The following is a 21,506-nucleotide window of genomic DNA, read 5'->3' on the forward strand; positions in this document are numbered from 1 at the left end:
ACCGGAAGGTCGCCGCCGTCGGTCGAACTGAATCGGGGGACGCCGGCTTCGCCGTCAGCCGTCAGCGCGTCGGTTCGACGAATCGTTCGCGCGTGCCCGCGGATTCTCTGTCGGCGATCTGCGCCAGTATCTGCAGCTTCTGGCGGTCGCTTGCCGTGCCCCAGACAGCGATTTCGTCACGCGAGCGCAGACAGCCCACGCAAAGTCCGCTGATCCGGTCCAGAGTACACACGCCGGTACAGGGTGATGCGATCATCCAATCCTCCCGCTTCCCCGATGCGCCCGCGCGACGCGCGAAGCCGGGGGGCGGCCGAGTCGCGCGCTGATCCAGCACGCGGTATCGACCAGTTCATCCAGTGCCACGCCGGTTTCGATACCGGCGCCCGACAGCATATACACCACATCTTCGGTTGCCACATTACCGCTTGCGCCGGGCGCGAACGGGCAGCCACCGAGGCCGCCGACCGATGCATCGAATACGCTGACGCCGGACAGCAGTGCCGCATAGACATTGGCCACGCCCATGCCCCAGGTATCGTGGAAGTGTCCGGCCAGGCGGTCGGTCGGTACCCGGCGCGACACCAGATCGAACAGGCGCCTGATCTGTTCCGGCGTGCCTGTGCCCGTCGTGTCCCCCAGGCTGACTTCGTAGCAGCCCATGTCCATCAGGCGCTGCGCCAGGTCCGCCACGCGTTCCGCGGCGACCGGACCTTCATACGGGCAAGTGGCGACGCAGGACAGATAGCCCCGCACACGCACCCCGGCATCCAGCGCGCGCCGAGCGACGCCGGACAGGCGCTGCAGCGACTCGGCGACGCTGCAGGCGGTATTGCGCTGCGAGAAGGTTTCCGACACCGCGGTGAACACGGCAATGTCGCGACAGCCCGCAGCCAGTGCCGCGTCGAGGCCCGTATCGTTCGGAACCAGACAGGGAAAGTGCACGCCTTCCGGCGCCGGCAGGCGGCGCGCCAGATCGCCACTGCCGGCCATATTCGGCACGCGTCGGGGCGACACGAAGGCGCCGGCCTCGATGTCCCGCAAACCGCAATCCATCAGCCGCCGAACGAGTTCGAGGCGGGTATCGATGTCGAGCGCGACCGCTTCGTTCTGCAGGCCGTCGCGCGGGCCGACTTCGACGATGCGCGCCCGTGCCGGCAACGCGGACATCAGCTCGCGAGACCCGGCACCCAGCCCGGCCGGCGTCGGGCGAGCAGTGCATCCAGCCCTTCCTGCGCCTCGGCGCCGGCATCGAGCCGGTTTTCCATCTCGACCACGTGGTCCAGTGTCTTGTCGTCGGCACGCGGCCGCCCGAGGGCGCGCACCAGCGCGCGGATCTGCTGCTGCGCGCGCGGGCCGCCGAGCAGAAGCGCGTCGACGATTTCGCCGATCGCCTCATCGAGGTCGTTCGCCGAAGCGACGATTTCCGATACCAGGCCGATGCGATAGGCCTCGGATGCGGAAAAGCGTTCACCGGTCAGGAAATAGCGCCGTGTGCGTGCCGGACCGAGCGCCGCCATCACGTGAGGAGCGATCACCGCCGACACCCGACCGGTGCGCACTGCGTCGAACGCGAAATGGGCGTCGAAGCTGGCGACAGCGACGTCGCACGCGGCGAGCAGGCCGGCACCGATGCCGACCGCGGTTCCCTGCACGCGGGCGACCACCGGGCGGGGGCATTCGCCCAGCGCGCGCATGAGGCGGGCGACTGCCGCGGGTTCGACTGCCATCAGACCGTGGCGGTCGAGCTCCAGCGGATCGGTGCCGATGCAGAAACTGTCACCGAGCGCCGACAGCACCAGCACACGCACGTCGCTGCGTTCCACCATGCCTTCGATCGCGGCGATCAGCGATTCCGCCAGCGAGGCGTCGAGAAGATTGTGGCAGTCGGGCCTGTTCAGCGTAATGATGCCGATGCCGTCCGCGCATTCGGTCAGGACCAGCGCATCGCGGTGTCCGATCAAGGGGCCGTCCCCTGCACCAGCGAACCACCGAGGGCGCGCAGCGGCGCGCCCAGTTCGAACCCGGGCATCACGACTTCATCGTCGATTGCGTAAAGCTGGCAGGGCAGCCCCTGCGCTTCGCAGGCGGACAGCGCTTCGCGCACCGCGCCGTCGCCAGCGTGCCACGCCCACTCGCCATTCATGTTCAGCGCGAAGGCGCGGGGTCGCATGGTCACCTGCAGGAAGCGGCCATAGCCGGCGCGACCGTTGTCGTCGAGCAAAGGTACCGCTTCGATGAGATCGACCGGGCGCAGCCAGTCATTGCTTTCGGCCTGGCTTGCCGACCAGGGCAGGGCCAGCACGATGCAGGCAAACACGAGGCGCGTCCGTTCAGGCTTCATGCGCATTCACTCCCGAAATCCTTCCGGCCGCCAGCCGTTCGAGCAGGCGGGACGGATCGTCGTCCGAAACAATCAGCTGGCGATGAGACTGGCTGAGAAAACCTTCGTGGGTCGCCCGGTCGAACATCGCGAGCAAGGGGTCGAAGTAGCCGGCGATATTGAGCAACCCACAGGGTTTACGGTGCAAACCGAGCTGCGCCCAGGTCAGAATTTCGCACAACTCGTCCAGAGTGCCAAAACCGCCCGGTGCCGCAACAAAAAAATCGGCCAGGTCGGCCATCAGCGCCTTGCGGGTATGCATGCTGTCGACCACGTGCAACTGGCTCAGACCCTGGTGCGCAACCTCGCGCTCGAGCAGGTGCTGCGGGATGACGCCGATCACTTCGCCGCCCTGTTCCAGCGCGCTGTCGGCGATGACACCCATGAGCCCGATATTGCCGCCGCCGTAGACCAGGCCGTGACCCTGCGACGCGATCAGCCGGCCGAACCGGCGCGCGGTGTCGGCATGGATGGGTGCGTCGCCGGTGCGCGAACCGCAGAATACACAGACACGCATGGGCACGCGTTCATGATGGGGAATGCGAAGTATGCACCGGCCGGACCGGGCGTTGCACGCTCGGCACGACCGCCGGGCGGACCGCCCTGTGTCAGTCTGAAAACTTCGCGCGCACGATGCGCCATTCCTGGGGGCCGTCCATCGTGCGCGAACACCCCAGTGGCACCGGCTCCGACCCCGGTTTCATTTCGGTCTTGGAACGGTCGCCGGTACCGACGCCCATGTGATAACGGTCGAGCCAGACCGTGACGGTGCGGCCGGGATGGCTGTTGCCGACCAGAATCTGCACCCCGTTGCGCGACACGCACTGGGCAGCAAAATCCTGGCTGAAGGTCACGAACCGGGTCGGGTCCTCATCCTCGGCGACCGCCGCGACGCAGATCGACAGGCCGGCGACAAGCAGGGCTGCTCGCATGGTTCTCCTCTCTTTACTGGTGTTGGAGCACACGGTCTGTGCCGTGTTCCGTCCGCGCGGACGTGGCGGTCGCAAGGGTACCAAGGGAAGACTTCCCGTCCATATTGCACCGCACCATGAGCCGGCTTTCGGGTTACCATTCAACGACCTCCAATCTTGCGTACGCGCCGGTACTTCACTGTGTCCGCACTGCAGTTCAGTTCATCCGACAGTCCCTCGCCCGGTCGCGCGGTACCGCTTGCGCGTGGCGTGTGGTGGCTGCGCATGCCGGTTGCGTTCGCGCCCGGTCACGTGAATGTGTGGGCGCTGGAAGACGAAGATGAACGCGGGCCGTGCTGGACGCTGGTCGAAGCCGGCTTTCCGGACGATGCGACGCGCGCGAGCTGGCTGACCGCGCTGACCGGCGATCTGGGCGGCCGGCCGGTGCGCCGCATACTGGTCACCCACTGCCATCCGGATCACTTCGGTCTCGGCCAGTGGCTGGCTGAACAGACCGGTGCGCGCATCTGGATGTCGCTTGGCGAGTATCTGACCGCCCAGGCGTGGTTCGGCGATACGCCGGCCTCGGGCATCGATCTCATGGCCGACTTCTTCCGCCTGCACGGCCTGCCCGCCGAACAGACCGATGCCATGCGGCGCGAAGGCAGCCGCTACCGGCGCACCGTCGGTGCACTGCCGGTCGCGATGCGGCGCATCCTGCCGGGCGAAGCGATTACCATAGGTCGCGACCGCTGGCAGGCCATCGTCGGCTATGGTCACTCGCCGGAACATCTGTCCTTCCATCGCCCGCACGATCCGGTGCTGATTGCCGGCGACATGCTGCTGCCCAAGATTTCGCCGAATACGCCGACGCTGCCGTTCGAACCGGAGGCCGACGCGGTCGGGCAGTATCTCGATTCGATCGAGCGCTTCCGCGCGCTCGATCCGGATACGCTGGTGCTGCCGGCGCATGGCGATCCGTACCGCGGCATCGCCGCCCGCGTGGATGCGCTGCGCGCCCATCATGCGGAACGTCTGGACCAGATGGTGGCACTGTGCGCGCGGCCCACGGCGGCATTCGATCTGCTGCCTCACCTGTTCAAGCGCGCACTCGACAGCTTCCAGACGCGTTTTGCGATGGGCGAAGTGATTGCTCATCTGAACCACCTGTTCCTGACCGGACGCCTGCGCCGTGAGCAGCACGCGGACGGCGTGTTCCGTTTTGCACAGCACGAGATCCAGCCTTAGCCTCGAACCAGCCCAGGGGGAGACCATGAACAAGCCTGCAGCGAACGACGCCACCAAAGAAAAGCCCGCACTGCCCGATCCGGCCGAAGTGGCCCGCACCTATGCCCAGGTTGCCGAACGGGCGTCCAAGCTGCTGGCTGAACATGCGCAGCGCCAGCTCAAGCGCGGCATCACGCCGCCCGCCGACGAACTGGGCATCGCCCAGGCCTTCATGGACATGACCGCGCGCCTGCTGTCCAACCCCTACAAGCTTGCGCAGGCGCAGATGAGCCTGGTGTGGGACTACTACACGCTGTGGCAGCAATCCATGCTGCGCTTCATGGGCGTGGACGCGGCGCCAGTGGTCACGCCGATCAAGGGCGACAACCGCTTCCGCGACGAGGAGTGGGAAAGCCACTTCCTGTTCGATTTTTTCAAGCAGAGCTATCTGATCGCCGCCCGCCACATCCATGACGTGGTGAGCAATGTGGAAGGCATGGACGATCACACCTTGCAGAAGGTGAATTTCTTCACCCGGCAGACCATCAATGCCTTCAGCCCCAGCAATTTCGCGCTGACCAATCCGGAGGTGCTGCGCGAGACCGTGCGCAGCCACGGTCAGAACCTGGTGAAGGGCTTCAACAACCTGCTGCGCGACATCGAGGACGGCGACGGCCAGTTGCGCGTGCGCATGACCGACACCTCGGCCTTCGAGCTGGGCCGCAACGTGGCGACCACGCCGGGCAAGGTGGTGGCCGAAAACGAGCTGATGCAGCTGCTGCAGTTCACGCCGACGACGGAAACCCAGTTCCGCCGTCCGCTGCTCATCGTGCCGCCCTGGATCAACAAGTACTACATCCTCGACCTGCGCGAATCGAACAGCTACATCAAGTGGGCGACCGATCAGGGGCATACCGTGTTCGTGATGTCCTGGGTCAATCCGGACGAGAAGCTGGCCCAGCTCACATTCGAGGACTATGTCGAGAAGGGCCCGCTGGCGGCGCTCGACATGATCGAGAAGCAGACTGGCGAACGCGAGGTGAATGCCGCCGGTTACTGTCTGGGCGGCACGCTGCTGGCCACCACGCTGGCGTATCTGGCGGGGAAAAAGCAGAAGCGCATCGCCAGCGCCACTTTCTTCACCACGCTGATCGATTTCGCGGAGCCGGGCGAACTGGGCGTGTTCATCGACGAGAAAGCGGTCGAGGGGCTGGAGAAAAAAATGTTCGAGCGTGGCTATCTGGAAGGGTCGGAAATGGCCGGCACCTTCAACATGCTGCGCTCGAACGACCTGATCTGGTCCTTCGTGGTGAACAATTACCTGATGGGGCGCGAGCCCTTCCCGTTCGACCTGCTTTACTGGAACTCCGATTCCACCCGCATGCCCGCCTGCATGCACAGCTACTATCTGCGCCGCATGTATCTGGAGAACAAGCTGCGCGAGCCGGGCGGCATCACGGTGCTGGGCGAACCGATAGACATCGGCAAGGTGAAGGTGCCCACCTATTTCATTTCCACCATCGAGGACCATATCGCGCCGTGGAAGACCACCTATGGCGGCGCTCGCCTGGTGTCCGGGCCGGTGCGCTTCGTGCTCGGCGGGTCTGGCCATATCGCCGGCATCGTCAATCCGCCGGCCGCGAACAAATACGGCTACTGGACGCATCCAGGCGTGAAGCTGCCCGCGTCTGCCGACGAGTGGTTCGAAGGCTGCACCCAGAATGCCGGGTCGTGGTGGACCGACTGGCAGCAGTGGGTCAGCGCGCAGGACGACGAGCGCGTGCCGGCGCGCGATCCGGCCAGGGGCAAGCTCAAGCCGGTGGAGGATGCGCCGGGGCGTTACGCCAAGCTGCGCCTCGATACGATGAAGAAGTAAGGCCGGCGCCGCTGCGAGCCGGGAACGCCCCCGGCCTCACAGCGGCGCGGCGTCCTCGGGCAAGGGCGCATAGCCGGAAACGAGCGCCATCAGTTCCTGCTCGTTGTAGGGCTTGCCGAGGTAGTGATTCACGCCGATCTCGCGCGCATAGGTCTTGTGCTTTTCCGCCGTGCGCGACGTGATCATGATGATGGGCACGCCGCGCGTGCGGGCGTCCGCCCGAACGTTGCGCGTGAGGTCGAAACCGTCCATGCGCGGCATTTCGATATCCACCAGCATGACCGCCGGCACCGTATCGATCAGCTTTTCCAGCGCATCGACGCCGTCCTTGGCGGTCACTACGCGATAGCCCTCGCGTTCCAGCAGCCGGCTGGTGATCTTGCGCACCGTCAGCGAATCGTCCACCACCATGATGAGTGGCACTTCGCTGGCCGGCAGCGGCGGCGCCGCCTCGACCGGTTGTTCGCCTGCGCGCGACAGATCGCCGCGCAGGCGCGCCGCGATTGCGACCGGGTTGATGATGAGCGTCACCTCGCCATCGGGCAGCACGGTGGCACCCGATATGCCCACCAGCTTGGACAGTTGCGCGCCGATCGGCTTCACGACGATTTCCTGGTTGCCGCGCAGCGCATCGACTTCAAGCGCCATCAGCTCGTTACCGCTGCTGATCAGCAGCACCCAGGTGCCGGGGCCAGGTCGCGCGTGCGTTTCGCCCAGCAGGTGCGGCAGATACTGATAGCGGTAGAAGGTACCCAGCCATTCCTGGCCGCCGGCTCCGCGCAGTGCGTCGCCGCCGCTTTTCAGCTCGCGCGCATGCTGCACCATGGATGACGGAATGGCATAGGTCTTGCCGCCGCTGCTCGCAAGAACCGACTGCATGACCGCCAGCGTCATCGGCAGGGACAGCCGGAAGCGCGTGCCCCGGCCGGCTTCGGTGCTGGTTTCGATGCGGCCGCCCAGGGCGGTCGTTGCATTCTTCACCACGTCCATGCCGACGCCGCGACCGGCCAGTTCCGATACCTGGGTTGCCGTACTGAAGCCGGGCTCGAATATGAGGCCGGTGAGGCGTCGTTCGTCGGCGTCCTCGTCCTGCGCCAGCAGGCCACGTTCGATGGCGCGCGCGCGGATGCGGTCGAGCGCCAGTCCGCCGCCGTCGTCGCTCAGTTCGATCACCACTTCATTGGTCTGCTGTGTGAGCGTGATGACGATTTCGCCGGTTTCCGACTTGCCGGCCGCCAGCCTTTCCTCGCGCGTCTCGATGCCATGCGCCACCGCATTGCGCAGCAGGTGCTCGATCGGCCCGGTCATCTGTTCGAGCACTTCGCGGTCCAGCTCGATCTGCGTGTTGCGCAGCTCCAGGTTCACTTTCTTGCCCAGCTCCTTGGCCGACTGCCGGGCTACGCGATACAGCCTGTCCTCCAGCGTCGAGAACGGCACCATGCGCACCGACATGAGTGCCTGGGACAGCTCGCGGTTGAGCCGCGCCTGCGCCTGGATGGCGGTATCGGCGTTGTCCAGGTTGCGCACCAGGTTGTACTGCACCGTGGTGACGTCCGAAAGGCTTTCGGTCATCAGGCGCGACAGTTCCTGCAGACGCGTGAAGCGGTCCATTTCCAGCGGATCGAAGTCCTCGTGCTGCGCCTCGGCCGCGGCCATGCGCGACTGCATCTGGCTTTCCGCATGGATTTCGATTTCGCGCAACTGACCACGCAGGCGCTGCACGTTCTCGGTCAGGTCGTTCAGCGAGCCGCGCAGGGCGCGCAGTTCGCCTTCGATGCGGGTGCGCGAAATGCTCATTTCGCCCGCTTCGTTGACGAAGCGGTCCACCATGTCGGAGCGCACGCGTACGGTCGGCCGTTCGCGCAGCGTCCCGCTGTCGTCCTCGCTCTGCGGCACGCTGTCGGCAGACGCCTCCGGCGTGGCCACCGGTACCGCATCCTCGCCGCGTTCCAGGCGCTGCACCATCTGTTCGCAGCGGTCGTAGGCCTGATCCAGCTCGTCCAGAACGGACGCGCGTTCGTCCCCGTCACACGGCGCCTCGATGACGCCTTCCATGCCGTGCACCAGGTCGCCGAAGCTCATGACGCCGGCCATGCGTGCGCTGCCCTTGAGCGTGTGCAACTGGCGGCGCAGCGCATCCGACGCGAAGAGCTGGTCGGGCTGATCGCGCCATGCGCGCAGTTCGTGGCCGATCTCGCCGAGCAGGTCGCGCGCTTCCTCGAGGAAAATCGGCAGAAGCTGCGGATCGACATCATCGCTCAGCCGCGGACCGTCGGTCTCCGCCGGCTCGCGCGGCGTCTCGAAGGCGACCGGCGAGGCCGCCTGCAAGGGCGTGTCCGCCGGCACATACTCGTCGGGCAGCGCAACCTTTTCGACGTCGCCGAAATCCGAGTGCGGTGCGTCCGGCAGTTCGAGGTCGAGCTCGCCCGCTTCCAGGTCTATGGTTTCAAGCTCCGCTTCGTGGCGGAGGCCGTGCCCGGATTCCGCTGACTCCAGCGTATCGACCGCGGGTAGGGCGACGGCGTCCGCGGCGGAGTCCTCCACCAGCGCCTCCGCTTCCTCGCTGCGCGGCGCAGGTTCCGGCAGCGTGTTGCCGTCCGCGTCGACACCGCAGCGCAGTGCGGCGGGATCGCTCAGCACCGAACGGGCAGCGGGGGCCTCGTTTGCCGCCTGCTCGCCGTTCTCCAGCAAGGGCAGTTCGAACACCGGCAGCTCTACCAGTTTCGACGGCGGGCCAGGCGGCTGGAACAGGGCGTTCAATCCGGCCACCAGTTCCGGTGCGGCCGGCGCCAGACCGCCCGCGGCCACTGCAGCGACCTGCTTTTCCAGCATGCCGGCGGCGCTGTTCAGCAATGTCGATTCAGTATCCAGCAGCGTATCGCGGTAAGTCTGGCAACGCTGCAGCGCGTGCTCCAGTTCGCGCGCGAGCGCGCTGATGTCGTGTTGCGCCACGGTGCGGGAAATGCCGCCCAGCGTGTGCGCGGCCAGCAGGCTGTCCGCGTTCGGCCGCAGCGTCGGGTTCAGGTGCAGCCGCGCCAGTTCGCGCCGCAGTGTCGCCAGATGGATCTGCGCCTCGGCGATGAACAGTTCGAACAAGGTGCGGTCGGTGCCGGCGTCGAGTGCGAGGTCCTCGGCATCGACGTCGGCCGTGATGTCCAGGGTGCGGGCGGCGGGCCTGTCCTGGTCCGGCGAACCGGCCTCGGCCGATGGCGGTGCGAGGTCAAGGTCGAAATCCAGCTCGGCGAAGGGATCCGCCGGATGCGGTTCGCGCGGCTGGTCGAGCTCCACGTCAAGCGGACCCGCGTCGAGCGCGGGCAGTGCTTCGCCGAGATCGAAATCGAGTTCTGCGTCGTCGTCCGGTCCCGTGCTGGCGGATACCGGCGGCACGACGAGGTCAGGTTCCGCGGGCGATGCCACGTCGGCACCGGTGGCGTCGCTGCCCAGCAGCGTCGCGCAGGCTTCGAGCAACCACTGGTGACCCGGCGTTGCGGTATCGCCCCTCGACAACTGCTCGACCCAGTCGGCGAACAGGGTGCGTGCCCGTTCCAGCAGGTCGAACAATTCCGGCGTGCCATCGCGTTCGCCGGCCAGCCAGCGGTTCATCACCTGCTCGACCGCGTAGGCGGCTTCGCCCAGATCGCGCAGGCCGACCATGCGGCCGCTGCCCTTGAGCGTGTGGAAACCGCGGCGCAGTGCGGTCAGCACGTCCTGGCTGTGCGGCGCTGCCCGCGCAGCCTGATTGCTGGCCGAAATGGCCTCCAGCACCTCGCGCGCTTCCTCGATGAAAATGTCCAGCAGTTCGGCGTCGAACTCTTCCTGGCTGGCTTCCGCCAGCCGCACCGTGTCGGCCGACGGCGTCAGCGACTCCACCGTCGGCTCGGCGAGAGCCTGCACGGCTTCCGACTGCAGCGCATCACCGGCTTTCAGCGCGCTGAGTGCCTCGCCCACGCGGCGTTCGAGCTGCTCGTCGGCCAGCAGCGCGGCGTCCTGACGCATGGTTTCCAGCGCACTGCGCAATTCGTCGCGCGTGCCTTCGTCGGCGTCGCCACGCGCCAGCCGGTCCAGCAACTGTCCGGCTTCGGCACGCCGGGCCGCCAGTTCGCTTTCCACGCTCTGCGCGTCGCTTTCGATCGCAGGGTCGTCGCCCGTGGGCTGTGACGCGCGTGGATTCAGGATGGCTTCCAGGTCCGCCGGTCCGTACTGCAGGCGTTCGACGAAGAAACCGAGTGCCGAAAGCTGATGGGCGAGCTGTTCGAACTCGCCTTCGCCCGGCAGGTGATCGGGTTGCGCCATCTGTGCGATCTGGCGTGCGCAGCGACGCACCAGAGCGACCGCCGCATCCTGGCCGAGGATGTTCAGCGCGCCCTCGACCTGCTTGAGCGGCGCGGCGAGGGACGCCAGCTCCCCCGGCTTCGATGGATCGCGGAAATGCGCATCGAGCTGCTGTTCGACCTCGGTCAGGCTGGCCTGGATCTCGCGTGCCACCTGGCCCATGAACAAGCGTTCCTGCGCACGACGCGACATTTCGTCGAACAGCGGTATCTGCATCGCCGGCAGCGCCTCGCCGCGACGTGCGCGCGCCAGCCGGTCAATCAGCGTATCAACCTGCGCCGGCAGATCGTCCGCGGCAGCGCGGCCGTACTGTTCGGCCAGTGCGTCCATCACCAGCAGTGCGGTGGCGACCTCCATCGCCAGGTTGTCCTGGTGCTGCAGCGGATCGCGCCGCAGCCACTGTCCCAGGTCGAGCAACGCTGCGGCGAGCCGCGCGAGATCGGCCTGACCGACCCGCGTGGCCGCGGCCACCATCGACTCGCAGTGCTCATGGAACTGTGGCAGCGCGACCGCCGAGCCGGACGAGAAGCGCGTCCAGGCCTCCTTTGCCTGACCGAGCGCTTCGCGCAGCGATGCGATGGCCGGGCGCAGCGCGGCCAGATCGTCGCGTGCATCGGCTTCGCCGCTGATCAGCAGCGCATCGAGGTGATAGACCTCGCGTACTGCGCGCAGCGCCGGTGTCACATGGGAGGCGTTGGCGACGAAGTAAAGCGAATCGCGCATCAGGCGCTCGGCCACGCCGCGCGAGCCCTCGAGCAGGCGACGCATCTGCACGTCGATGCGTGCGCACAGGCGCTTGATGAAAATATCGCCTTCGATCGCGCCCTGTGCCATGCCGTCGAACAGTGCGCCGGCCACCCACCAGAAGGCGCGCGTCGACGGCGCGGTCTGCGTCTGTTCGATCGCCTTGACCGCCTTGCGCATCTGCGTCAGGCCTTCGCGGTCGTCGCGCAGGAAGCGCAGCAGCCCGCGTTCGAACAGGCTGCGCGCATTGCGCAGTGCGCGCGAACGGTCGAGCGGTGACAGCGCCATGCCATGTGTGGCCGAAGCGGGGGGGCGCAGCGACAGGTCGGGGAAGAACAGTTCCGATGGCGCAACCACCGGCTCGCCGCGTGCCGCCATCAGGTCGCGGTACAGCGGCATCAGGCGCATCGGACGGTCTTCACCGCCCGCCACCAGTTCATCGAGATGGGTGCGCAGCGCCGAAATTGCCCGCTGCACGATGCTGCCCGCAGCGCTGTCGCTCACCCGGCCGGCGTGCCAGTCGGACAAGGTCTGTTCGATCGCATCGCAGAAATGGGTCAGACCGTCCAGCCCGACGATGGACAAGGCGCCGCGGGCCTGGTGCACATGGGTCTGCGCGAACTTGAGCGCTTCGGCGCCTGGCGGATGAGCGGCATCGCCGAGCGCCTCGGCCGCCCGCACCAGCGCGAGATCGATCTCGCCGCGGACCCAGATCAGCGGGCCCAGGTCCTGATCCCCGGCGCGGGCGCTCATACCTTGAAGCCCGCAACCGAGCCCTTCAGTTCGGCCGCGAGGTCAGCGAGCTGGCCGATCGATACCGCTGTCTGCTTGGTGCCCACCGTGGTCTGTTCCGTGATCCTCAGAATGCCCTGCATGCCCTGTGCGACGCGCGTGGCCTGCTCGGCCTGCACCTGCGCTGCCGAGGAGATCGATTCGATCAGTTGCGCCAGTTCGGACGACACCGTGGAAATCTCGCCCAGCGCCTGTCCTGCGGCGTCGGACAGGCGCGCACCCTCGACCACACCGCGCGTCGAATTTTCCATTGCGGCTACGGCATCCTGAGTGTCGGTCTGAATGGTGCGCACGATGGCGGCGATCTGCTTGGTCGCTTCAGCCGAGCGTTCGGCCAGGCGCTGCACTTCTTCCGCCACCACGGTGAAGCCGCGGCCCGCTTCGCCGGCGCTTGCCGCCTGGATGGCGGCGTTGAGCGCAAGCACATTGGTCTGTTCGGTAATGTCGGAAATGAGTTCCACGATTTCGCCGATTTCCTGCGACGACTCGCCCAGTCGTTTGATGCGCTTGGATGTTTCCTGGATCTGTTCGCGGATGTCGTTCATGCCGCGTATCGAGTTCGACACCGCGTTCGAGCCGTTCTGCGAGGCGGCCAGCGCCTGTCGCGCCACCTGGGCCGAACGCGTTGCCTCCTGCGACACCGCGTTCATCGACTGCGCCATGGTGAGCACGGACTGGCCGGAGTCGGTCACTTCGCGCGACTGCCTCTCGGCTGCGGACAGCAGTTGCGCGGAAATGCGCTGGGCGGTTTCCGAGGCCTCGGTCACGCGGCTTGCGGCATCGTTGATCCGCTTCACCAGCACCGAAAGTTCCTCGATCGTGTAATTGACCGAATCGGCGATCGCACCGGTGATGTCTTCCGACACGGTCGCGCGCACGGTCAGGTCGCCGTCCGCGAGGTCGCCCATTTCATTCATCAGGCGCAGGATGGCCTGCTGGGTCTGATCCTTTTCCCGTTTGGCTTCCTCGCGCGACATTTCCGCCTGCATGCGCTGTTCGTTCTGTTCCTGGTTGTAGGCGCGCACCATCATGAACACGCAGGCCAGTGCCAGCACCACGCACAGTGCGCCGGCCCCGGCCAGCGCGAGCCGCCCCTCGCGTTCGGCGACGAAGGCCGCATTGAGCTGTTCGGTCAGCCCGGACAGCGTCGCCGATTCGCCCAGCACCGCCAGTCCCGCCTTGTGCGTGGCCGCCAGTTCGTCCGCCTTGTCCAGATGCTCGCCCAGCGAGCCCAGTTGCGCATCGAGCTTTTCGCGCTCGGCAGCGAACGCGACGCGTGCTTCACCGTCGGCCATCTGTTCGATCAGGGCCGCGGCTTCGCGCAGTGCCGGTACCGAGCGCGCGAGCAAGGCCACCTGTTCGGCGCTGCCCGACACCGATGCCAGCGCATGCACGCCGGCCTGCACTTCGCTGAGCAAGCCGGCGAAGGTGCGGAAGCTGGCCGGATCCTTCGCCGTTGCCTGCGACGCGCGCACGGCGAAGGCGCCGGCATTCGCGTTCAGCGCGGTGGACAGGTCACCCGCCGCCCGCAGTCCCTTTTCGTTCGACAGTACGACCGAAATGTTCCGGTCGATGCCGGTCCAGCTTGCATCAAGCTGCTTCAGAACGCCGTCCGCGGTGCTCGCCGGCACATTGACGCCGTCGATTTCGCCGCCGCGGGTCAGGCGATCCAGCAACTGGAAGAAGCCATCGCGGTCGCGCCGCAATTCGCCGAAGGCCTTCCGGTCGCCGGCCATTGCCTGTTGCGTCGAGCGGGCGAGCGACTGGGCCAGTGTGCGCATCTGGCCGGCGGCCGACACATAGCTCGAATTGAAGCGGGTGATGCGCAGATCCTGCCACACCATGAAGGCGGCGATGGCGATGAAGAACAGGAACAGGGTAGCCAGCACCTTCACCTGCTGCGCCAGCGGCAGGTGTCCGATCAACGGCAGCCGGCCGCTCAGCAGGCCGAGCGCGCCGCGACGCAGTGTGCTCCCGTCTGCGGTCCGGCCGGAGGTCAGTCCTTGGAGTTCTTGTGCCATGTGGGCTTTCCTGGGAATCGGTTCGGTGTCTGGGGTACGGCGGCCATCAGTCCATGGCGTGCTCAGGCGGCAACATCGAGAAAGCGTTCATGCGTGTAGAGCTTGCGCGGATCGATGCGTCGCCACAGCCGACCCTGGGTGTCGGCGTACTGCGCGGCCACCCAGGGTCGGGCATCGTCCGGCGCGTCCGCCGCCTCGAAATCCTCGAACGCGCGCAGGCCCAGCACGCGCGACACGAGCAATGCGCTGTTGCAGTGGAACTTGGCGTGCGGCAGCAGCAGCCGTGCCTCGCTGCCGGAGACCGTGGGCGTAGCGCCGTGGAAGGCGGCCAGGTCGGTCACCGCGTACAGCACGCCGCGCACATTGGCCACGCCGCGCAGCCAGCCGGTGGCCAGCGGCACCGGCGTGAGCGGCGGCACCGGCAGGATTTCACCGGATTCGGCCAGATCGATCAGCCACAGCTCGCCGCCGGCCTGCAGGCCGAGCAGTGCCCGCGCGCTGCTCTGTCCCGACGTGTCGGACAGCTTGCGCGCCAGTTCTTCCTGGAATTCGCGCAGCGAGAGCTTAGCCATCGCTGCCTGCTGCATTGAGCTGGTTGATGCGGCCCAGCAGTTCATCGAGATTGACCGGCTTGACCATGTAGTCGAGCGCGCCCTGGCGCATGCCCCAGATGCGGTCCGTCGGCAGGTCCTTGCTGGTGCACATGATGATGGGAATGTCCTGGGTGCTCTCGTTGCGGGTGATGGTCCGCGTGGCCTGGTAGCCATTGATGCCGGGCATCACGACATCCATCAGGATGAGGTCGGGTTTCTCGGCCTTGGCTTTCTCGATCGCCTGTTCGCCGTTCTCGGCGATGATGACCTCGAAGCCCTTGCGGCTCAGGAATTCATTGAGGACATGGCGTTCGGTGGGAGAGTCGTCCACCACCATGATGCGCTTGATCGCCATTGTGGGCTCCACGTGCCTTACGGGGTGCTGGTCCGGTCAGTCGCGCTGCGGGCGTGTCGGGTCACGGCCTGCAGCAGGCTGTCCTTGGTGAAGGGTTTGGTCAGGTATTCGTCCGATCCCACCATGCGACCGCGTGCGCGGTCGAACAGGCCGTCGCGCGACGACAGCATGACCACCGGCGTCGATGCGAAGCGGGGATTCTTCTTGATCAGCGCGCAGGTCTGATAGCCATCCAGACGCGGCATCATGATGTCGCAGAAGATGACCTGCGGATGATGGTCGCTGATCTTGGACAGGGCATCGAAGCCGTCTTCGGCCAGCACGACCTGATAGCCGGCCTGTACCAGAAAGATTTCGGCGCTGCGGCGTATGGTGTTGCTGTCGTCGATCACCATCACCTTGACGCCGGTCTTGCCACCCGAATCAGCCAAGATGCCCTCCCTGTTGTGACCGGCTGCCGCGAGCACGGAATGCGCGGGAAGCCGGTGGTCGTCCTGCCTGCCGGGGTGAACGGCCCGGGCGCTCGCGCACCGGGGGCCGACCCCGCGTCAGATCTGGACCATTTCGAAGTCGTCCTTGCGTGCGCTGCACTCGGGACAGGTCCAGTTCGGCGGCACATCGGCCCAGCGCGTGCCGGGCGGGATGCCTTCGTCGGGCAAGCCGGCGGCTTCGTCGTAGATGAAGCCGCAGATGAGGCACATATAAGTCTGGAATTCGGCCGTCACTGTGGAACTCATGGCAGGCTGCTTTGTTAGAATCCGGTCGATATTACCGTAATTAACCATCTGTAACGACACTCCGGGCGCGCGCTTTATGGTCGATAACGAGGTGCGGGCGCTTCCTCCGCTTGTCATGTGCTTTTCCGCCACCGACCCTACGGGCGGCGCGGGCATGCAGGCGGATCTGCTCACCATTGCGGCACTGGGCTGCCATGCACTCACGGTCGTGACGGCCGTCACGGTGCAGGACAGCGCCGGCGTCGAGGAAGTGGTGCCGATGGACGACGACCTGCTGGTGGATCAGGCTCGTGTGCTGCTCGCCGACATGCCGGTTGCCGCGTTCAAGATCGGCGTCATGGGCAGCGTCGAGAACATCGCTGCCATCGCCGAAATCATTTCCGACTATCCCGATGTGCCGGTGGTGCTCGACCCGGTGCTGTCGTCCGGCCGCGGTGACGAACTGGCCGACGAGGACATGGTGCTCGCGCTGCAGGAACTGCTGCTGCCGCTCACCACGGTGCTCACGCCCAACAGCCTGGAAGCGCGGCGGCTTGCACAGTGGTCGGACGACGACGAGATCGATGAGGACGATGACGGCGATATCGAGCGCGATGACGACCTGGCGGACGAGCTGGCCGATGGTGACGATGCGCACGGCGATGTGCCGGAGGATCCTTCGCTCGACCAGTGCGCGCAGACGCTGATCGCCGCCGGCTGCGGCCATGTGCTGCTGACCGGCACGCATGAATCGGGCGTGCGGGTGAGCAATGTGCTGTACGGCCGCAGCGGGGTGATCCGGCGCGACGAATGGGAGCGCCTGCCCGGCAGCTACCATGGTTCGGGCTGCACGCTGGCATCGGCGCTCGCCGCCTGCCTGGCGCGCGGCATGGACCTGCCGGAGGCGGCACGCGCCGCGCAGGCCTACACCTGGCACGCGCTGCGTGACGGTTTCCGGCCCGGCATGGGCCAGTACATTCCGGACCGGCTGTTCGCGCTGCGGCAGTCCGGAAGCGACGACGGACATGACGCCTGAACAACGGCGCAGTGCGCTGCGCGGCCTGTATGCGGTCACCCCGCAGGGGCTGCACGGTCCCGCGCTGCACGCAGCGGTACGCGCCGCCTGCAGCGGCGGTGCCCGCCTGCTGCAGTATCGCGACAAGTCGTCCGACCCCGTGCGCCGCCGGGTGGATGCGCGGGCACTGCGCGCCATCACCGCCGAACTGGGCGTGCTGTTCATCGTGAATGACGATGTCGAGCTGGCGCTCGAATGCGCGGCCGATGGCGTGCATCTTGGCCGCGACGACGGCGATATCGCCGCCGCACGGGCGCGGCTGGGCGCCGCGGCGGTGATCGGCGCCTCCTGCTATGACGATCCCGCCCGCGCCCGGGCCGCCGCGGCGCAGGGCGCCGACTATGTCGCTTTCGGTGCTCTCTATCCGTCCTCCACCAAGCCGCTGGCGCCAGCCGCTTCGCTGCATCGCTTCGCCGAAGTGGCGGATCTTGGCCTGCCGCGCTGCGCCATCGGTGGCATCACGCTGGAGCGGGCGCCGGAACCGATAGCCGCCGGTGCCGATCTGCTGGCCGTGGTGTCCGACCTGTTCGACGCCCCCGACATCGCCGCGCGGGCCCGCGCCTACGCGCGACTTTTCTGAAGGAAACCCTCATGAGCAGCCGCAACGAACAGCTTTTCGAACGTGCCCAGCGCAGCATTCCCGGCGGCGTCAATTCGCCGGTGCGCGCCTTCCGCTCGGTCGGCGGCACGCCACGCTTCTTCACCCGCGGCGAAGGCAGCCGGCTGTGGGATGCCGACGGAGCCGAATACATCGACTATGTCGGCTCCTGGGGGCCGGCCATACTCGGTCATGCGCATCCCGAGGTGATTCGCGCGGTGCAGCAGGCGGCGGTCGGCGGACTGTCCTTCGGCGCGCCGACCGAAGCGGAAATCCTGATGGCGGAAACGATCTGCGCGCGCGTGCCGTCGATCGAACAGGTGCGCCTGGTCAGCTCCGGCACCGAAGCGACCATGAGCGCCATCCGGCTGGCGCGCGGCTTCACCGGCCGCGACGCCATCGTGAAATTCGAAGGCTGCTACCACGGCCACGCCGACAGCCTGCTGGTGAAAGCCGGCTCCGGCGCGCTCACCTTCGGCAATCCCAGCTCGGGCGGCGTGCCGGACGATTTCGCCAGGCACACGCTGGTGCTCGACTACAACGACGTGCAGCAGCTCGAAGACTGCTTCCGCAACCATGGCGACCGCATCGCCTGCGTCATCGTCGAGCCGGTGGTCGGCAACATGAACCTCATCGTGCCCAGCCGCGCATTCATCGACGCCATGCGCGCGCTGTGCACGAAGTACGGCGCCGTGCTCATTTTCGACGAAGTGATGACCGGCTTCCGCGTCGGCCCGACCGGCGCCCAGGGCCTGTTCGGCATCACGCCCGACCTCACCACGCTGGGCAAGGTGATCGGCGGCGGCATGCCGGTCGGCGCCTTCGGCGGCCGGCGCGACATCATGTCGGCCATCGCGCCGCTGGGCGCGGTCTACCAGGCCGGCACGCTGTCCGGCAACCCGGTAGCGGTGGCCGCCGGCCTGAAAACGCTGGAACTGATCGACGTCCCCGGCTTCCACGACCGCCTCGCCGCCCGCACCAGGCAGTTCTGCGACGGCCTGGTCGCCGCCGCGAAAGACGCCGGTGTGGCCTTCTCCGCGCAGTCGGTCGGCGGCATGTTCGGCCTCTACTTCCGCGACGCCTGCCCGGCGAGCTACGCCGAAGTGATGCAGTCCGACCGCGAGCGCTTCAACCGCTTTTTCCACGCCATGCTGGATGCCGGCGTCTATCTCGCGCCGTCGGCCTTCGAAGCCGGCTTCGTATCGGCCGCACACAGCGAGGACGACGTGGCGCAGACGATCGCGCGGGCGAAGGCGGCGTTTGCCAAGGTGGCTTGAGGCTGCGCGAAACGTACGCCCAAAGGTGCAAGGAAAGACGCAAGACCTTTCTTCTCTCCTGAAGGCTTCAGCCTCCAAGGGACTGGGTGGGGAGCCCTGCGCACGGTTCGGTCGAAGGCAGAGCCGGGGACATGACGTCGCGCTGTTGTTGCATCCATCGCCCGTCAGTACCCCGCTTCCTTCTGATGGCGCACGGCCAGCACGACGACGAGGTCTGCGTCGAGGCGATATCTCTGTACATAGCCGCTGTCGCCGAAGTCGATCAGCCACTCGCGGAATTCGATGGGCAGATCGTCGACCGGACGGCCGATGGCGGGCTGCCGTGTCAGCACGTTCACCTCATTACGGATGGCCGCGATGGCACGACGGGCGGCGTCGGGGTTCTTGTCGGCGAGGAAACGGTGGAGGCGCTGCACGTCCGACAGCGCTGCCTGCGACCAGATCAGACGTGGCATTCGGGCGGCTCTGCATCGTCGCCCTGTTCAAGCCGGGCCAGCCAGGCATCCGCTTCCTCACTGCTGAGATGCAGTCCGGTGGCGCGGTAGGCCTCCCATGCCTTCATAGTGTCCTGGCGGAAAGCTTCGCGTTTCTCTTCGCGCTCGACATACTGCGCGATGGCCTCGCGCATCAGCCAGTGCGGGGTGCGCTGACGCAGATCGGCCAGGCGTTTCACACGCATCCGGAGCTCGTCGTCGATCTTGACCGCTACCGGGCGTGGGGTCGAAGCAGGCATGGTGAATTACCAGGTATCGTTTGGTATTACCTCACTATACCCGATGGTCCGGGCCCTTTACCCGCTCTGCGCCGGATCGCCCCGTGGCCGTCCGGAAAAGCCGATCCGGAGACTGAAGCCGCGGTCGCAGTGCAGGGATGGATTCCGGTGAACAGGCCCGAACGCGGCGTCATGGGCATCGAGAGGCCGCCCGGGCCCTTACAGCCAGTTTTCGCTCAACAGCCCCGGCACCCGCTCGAATTCGCGCAGATTGTTGGTCGCCAGCGTCAGGCCTTCGCTGCGCGCATGGGCGGCGATGCGGAGGACCGGGATTGACCATCGGGCCGATCGGGGTGCCGCGCGCTTTGAGGGCTACACGGATGCTGCCGAAATGCATGGCCGCCTTGGCGGTGTAGGGCAGCACTTCCAGGCGGCTGCAGAATTCCTCGATCACCGCCAGATTGCGCGGCGGGTCGCTGCTCCTTTCGGCGCCGTGCGCCAGCCCGGCCAGCGTGATGGCCGAAATGGCCATGCGGCCGTGCCGCGGGTTGAACACCTCGCGCACTTCCGGCGGCCGGCGCCTGATCACATCGATGACGATATTCGTGTCGAGCAGATAGCGCAGCATGGCCTTGCTCAGAACGACTCGCGCGCCGGTTCATCCTGGCTGGCGCGCTCGGTCATGAAGTCGTCGGTGGCGGCGTTGTCGCTGCCCGGGAAAAAGCTGTCCCACACCGCATCCGCTGGCGAAATGATGCGTTCCCGGCCAGCGACCCGGACGACGACCTTCTTCACCTCTTCAGGAAATCGCACCTCCGCGGGGAGGCGCACGGCCTGGGTGCGGCTGTTGGTAAACACGGTGCTGGTGGTCATGGCCGGGCCTCGATCCAATGCGATATACGCGGGCCATATAACCGAGTGTCGGCACCTGCAGACGGAAACTCGGAGCGTATCTGCCGTTTCACTGCACACGGATTCGACCGCCGCGCGCCGCTTGCGCCATCATGATCGCCCGCTCGCTGAAACCCGTTCCATGATCCACAACGTCCTCACCATCGCCGGCACCGACCCGACCGGCGGCGCCGGCATACAGGCCGACCTGAAGACCTTTTCCGCGCTCGGCGCCTATGGCATGAGCGCGATCACCGCGGTGGTCGCGCAGAACACGCGCGGTGTGCGCAGTTTCGTCGCGCTGGAGCCGGATTTCGTCGGTGAACAGATCGACGCCGTGTTCGACGATGTGCGCGTCGATGCAGTGAAGGTGGGCATGATCGCCAACGCCGCGATCGCCCGTGTGGTGGCTGACCGCTTGCGCCGGCACGCACGCTGCCCGGTGGTGGTCGATCCGGTCATGGTGGCCAAGAGCGGCGATCATCTGCTGTTGCCGGACGCGGTGGCCGCGCTGCGCGACGAATTGCTGCCGCTGGCCACGCTGATCACGCCCAATCTGCCGGAGGCGGCGGTGCTGCTCGATTGCCCGCCGCCGCAGACGCTGGACGACATGCGTGCCATGCTGGTCGCGCTCTGTGCGCTCGGGCCGCGGTGGGTGCTGCTCAAGGGCGGCCATCTGCGCGCGCCACACAGCACAGACCTGCTGGGCGGGCCGGAAGGCGCGCTCGAACTGCCGGCGCAGCGCATCGCCACCACGCGCGATCACGGTACCGGCTGCACGCTGGCTGCCGCTGCGGCGGCGCTGTTGCCGGGAAATGACCTGGTGCGCGCGGTGTGCCGGGCGAAGGAGTATCTCAATGCGGCACTGGCGGCCGCCGCTGAGCTGGACGTGGGCTCCGGACGCGGGCCGGTGCACCACTTCCACGCGCTGTGGCCGCGCCCCCACGCAGACTGACCGCGACGTCGGTGTTGATCTGCGTGGCTGGAACCGGGCTCACCCAGGCGA

22 protein-coding genes are annotated in these 21,506 nt (G+C 66.8%); 6 read left to right on the forward strand and 16 right to left on the reverse strand.

Features of this window, described 5'->3' with window-relative positions; genetic code table 11:
* Positions 1-61: 61 nt before the first annotated feature.
* From A3Q7_RS0114365 to A3Q7_RS0114390, 6 genes are all read right to left on the reverse strand, one after another.
* Entirely contained in the window at positions 62-256 is a 195-nt protein-coding gene (locus A3Q7_RS0114365) for a DUF1289 domain-containing protein (RefSeq protein ID WP_018412596.1), read from the reverse strand.
* Positions 253-1,167: a hydroxymethylglutaryl-CoA lyase gene (locus A3Q7_RS0114370; RefSeq protein ID WP_018412597.1), complete on the reverse strand. Its 915-nt coding sequence runs from the start codon at positions 1,165-1,167 to the stop codon at positions 253-255. Before A3Q7_RS0114370 ends, A3Q7_RS0114365 begins: the two co-directional genes overlap by 4 nt.
* Positions 1,167-1,961, reverse strand: a complete 795-nt coding sequence (locus A3Q7_RS0114375; protein WP_018412598.1) for an enoyl-CoA hydratase-related protein — start codon at positions 1,959-1,961, stop codon at positions 1,167-1,169. Before A3Q7_RS0114375 ends, A3Q7_RS0114370 begins: the two co-directional genes overlap by 1 nt.
* On the reverse strand, positions 1,958-2,341 hold the full coding sequence (locus A3Q7_RS0114380) for a hypothetical protein (RefSeq protein WP_026224855.1): 384 nt from the start codon (positions 2,339-2,341) through the stop codon (positions 1,958-1,960). The genes A3Q7_RS0114375 and A3Q7_RS0114380 overlap by 4 nt, the downstream gene beginning before the upstream one ends.
* Positions 2,331-2,897 (reverse strand): LOG family protein, encoded by a 567-nt coding sequence (locus A3Q7_RS0114385; RefSeq protein ID WP_018412600.1) that lies wholly within the window; start codon positions 2,895-2,897, stop codon positions 2,331-2,333. Before A3Q7_RS0114385 ends, A3Q7_RS0114380 begins: the two co-directional genes overlap by 11 nt.
* Positions 2,898-2,988: 91 nt before the next feature.
* Positions 2,989-3,312: a hypothetical protein gene (locus tag A3Q7_RS0114390; RefSeq protein WP_018412601.1), complete on the reverse strand. Its 324-nt coding sequence runs from the start codon at positions 3,310-3,312 to the stop codon at positions 2,989-2,991.
* Positions 3,313-3,468: 156 nt separating this feature from the next.
* Here A3Q7_RS0114390 and A3Q7_RS0114395 point away from each other — a divergent pair, with 156 nt between their 5' ends.
* Positions 3,469-4,539, forward strand: coding sequence for an MBL fold metallo-hydrolase (locus tag A3Q7_RS0114395; RefSeq protein ID WP_018412602.1), 1,071 nt, complete (start codon positions 3,469-3,471; stop codon positions 4,537-4,539).
* Between the two features lie 25 nt (positions 4,540-4,564).
* A complete protein-coding gene (locus A3Q7_RS0114400; protein ID WP_018412603.1) occupies positions 4,565-6,394 on the forward strand; it encodes a PHA/PHB synthase family protein in 1,830 nt (609 codons plus the stop codon).
* Between the two features lie 36 nt (positions 6,395-6,430).
* Here A3Q7_RS0114400 and A3Q7_RS0114405 read toward each other — a convergent pair whose 3' ends face one another.
* The 6 genes from A3Q7_RS0114405 to A3Q7_RS0114430 form a co-directional block, all read right to left on the reverse strand.
* Positions 6,431-12,223: an Hpt domain-containing protein gene (locus A3Q7_RS0114405; protein ID WP_018412604.1), complete on the reverse strand. Its 5,793-nt coding sequence runs from the start codon at positions 12,221-12,223 to the stop codon at positions 6,431-6,433.
* Entirely contained in the window at positions 12,220-14,283 is a 2,064-nt protein-coding gene (locus tag A3Q7_RS0114410) for a methyl-accepting chemotaxis protein (RefSeq protein ID WP_018412605.1), read from the reverse strand. Before A3Q7_RS0114410 ends, A3Q7_RS0114405 begins: the two co-directional genes overlap by 4 nt.
* 62 nt (positions 14,284-14,345) lie before the next feature.
* Complete coding sequence (locus A3Q7_RS0114415; RefSeq protein WP_018412606.1) at positions 14,346-14,855, reverse strand: chemotaxis protein CheW; 510 nt, start codon at positions 14,853-14,855, stop codon at positions 14,346-14,348.
* On the reverse strand, positions 14,848-15,231 hold the full coding sequence (locus A3Q7_RS0114420) for a response regulator (RefSeq protein WP_018412607.1): 384 nt from the start codon (positions 15,229-15,231) through the stop codon (positions 14,848-14,850). The genes A3Q7_RS0114415 and A3Q7_RS0114420 overlap by 8 nt, the downstream gene beginning before the upstream one ends.
* A gap of 17 nt (positions 15,232-15,248) precedes the next feature.
* Positions 15,249-15,662 (reverse strand): response regulator, encoded by a 414-nt coding sequence (locus A3Q7_RS0114425; protein WP_026224857.1) that lies wholly within the window; start codon positions 15,660-15,662, stop codon positions 15,249-15,251.
* A gap of 117 nt (positions 15,663-15,779) precedes the next feature.
* The gene (locus tag A3Q7_RS0114430) at positions 15,780-15,968 is read right to left on the reverse strand and encodes a rubredoxin (protein ID WP_018412609.1); all 189 of its coding nucleotides are present in this window, start codon (positions 15,966-15,968) and stop codon (positions 15,780-15,782) included.
* A gap of 76 nt (positions 15,969-16,044) precedes the next feature.
* Between A3Q7_RS0114430 and thiD (A3Q7_RS0114435) the strand changes: the two genes are divergently transcribed.
* Genes thiD (A3Q7_RS0114435) through hemL form a run of 3 tightly spaced genes read left to right on the forward strand, consistent with a single transcriptional unit; the run spans position 16,045 to position 18,897 of the window.
* Positions 16,045-16,983, forward strand: a complete 939-nt coding sequence (gene thiD / locus A3Q7_RS0114435) for a bifunctional hydroxymethylpyrimidine kinase/phosphomethylpyrimidine kinase (RefSeq protein WP_198289175.1) — start codon at positions 16,045-16,047, stop codon at positions 16,981-16,983.
* Complete coding sequence (gene thiE / locus A3Q7_RS0114440; RefSeq protein ID WP_018412611.1) at positions 16,973-17,602, forward strand: thiamine phosphate synthase; 630 nt, start codon at positions 16,973-16,975, stop codon at positions 17,600-17,602. Before thiD (A3Q7_RS0114435) ends, thiE begins: the two co-directional genes overlap by 11 nt.
* Positions 17,603-17,613: 11 nt before the next feature.
* The gene (gene hemL, locus A3Q7_RS0114445) at positions 17,614-18,897 is read left to right on the forward strand and encodes a glutamate-1-semialdehyde 2,1-aminomutase (protein WP_018412612.1); all 1,284 of its coding nucleotides are present in this window, start codon (positions 17,614-17,616) and stop codon (positions 18,895-18,897) included.
* A 164-nt stretch (positions 18,898-19,061) separates the two neighbouring features.
* On the opposite strand, the gene A3Q7_RS0114450 is transcribed toward hemL, so the two are convergent.
* The 4 genes from A3Q7_RS0114450 to vapB all read right to left on the reverse strand — a co-directional run bounded on the left by A3Q7_RS0114450 (position 19,062) and on the right by vapB (position 20,482).
* Complete coding sequence (locus A3Q7_RS0114450; RefSeq protein WP_018412613.1) at positions 19,062-19,352, reverse strand: type II toxin-antitoxin system RelE/ParE family toxin; 291 nt, start codon at positions 19,350-19,352, stop codon at positions 19,062-19,064.
* Positions 19,340-19,630: a CopG family ribbon-helix-helix protein gene (locus A3Q7_RS0114455; protein WP_018412614.1), complete on the reverse strand. Its 291-nt coding sequence runs from the start codon at positions 19,628-19,630 to the stop codon at positions 19,340-19,342. The genes A3Q7_RS0114450 and A3Q7_RS0114455 overlap by 13 nt, the downstream gene beginning before the upstream one ends.
* A gap of 169 nt (positions 19,631-19,799) precedes the next feature.
* On the reverse strand, positions 19,800-20,237 hold the full coding sequence (locus tag A3Q7_RS19960; RefSeq protein ID WP_269745087.1) for a type II toxin-antitoxin system VapC family toxin: 438 nt from the start codon (positions 20,235-20,237) through the stop codon (positions 19,800-19,802).
* 8 nt (positions 20,238-20,245) lie between these two features.
* The gene (gene vapB / locus A3Q7_RS0114465; protein ID WP_018412615.1) at positions 20,246-20,482 is read right to left on the reverse strand and encodes a type II toxin-antitoxin system VapB family antitoxin; all 237 of its coding nucleotides are present in this window, start codon (positions 20,480-20,482) and stop codon (positions 20,246-20,248) included.
* A 160-nt stretch (positions 20,483-20,642) separates the two neighbouring features.
* Here vapB and thiD (A3Q7_RS0114470) point away from each other — a divergent pair, with 160 nt between their 5' ends.
* On the forward strand, positions 20,643-21,455 hold the full coding sequence (gene thiD / locus A3Q7_RS0114470) for a bifunctional hydroxymethylpyrimidine kinase/phosphomethylpyrimidine kinase (RefSeq protein WP_018412616.1): 813 nt from the start codon (positions 20,643-20,645) through the stop codon (positions 21,453-21,455).
* Positions 21,456-21,506 lie beyond the last annotated feature (51 nt).

This window comes from Methyloversatilis thermotolerans, assembly GCF_000372885.1.
Lineage (GTDB): Bacteria > Pseudomonadota > Gammaproteobacteria > Burkholderiales > Rhodocyclaceae > Methyloversatilis > Methyloversatilis thermotolerans.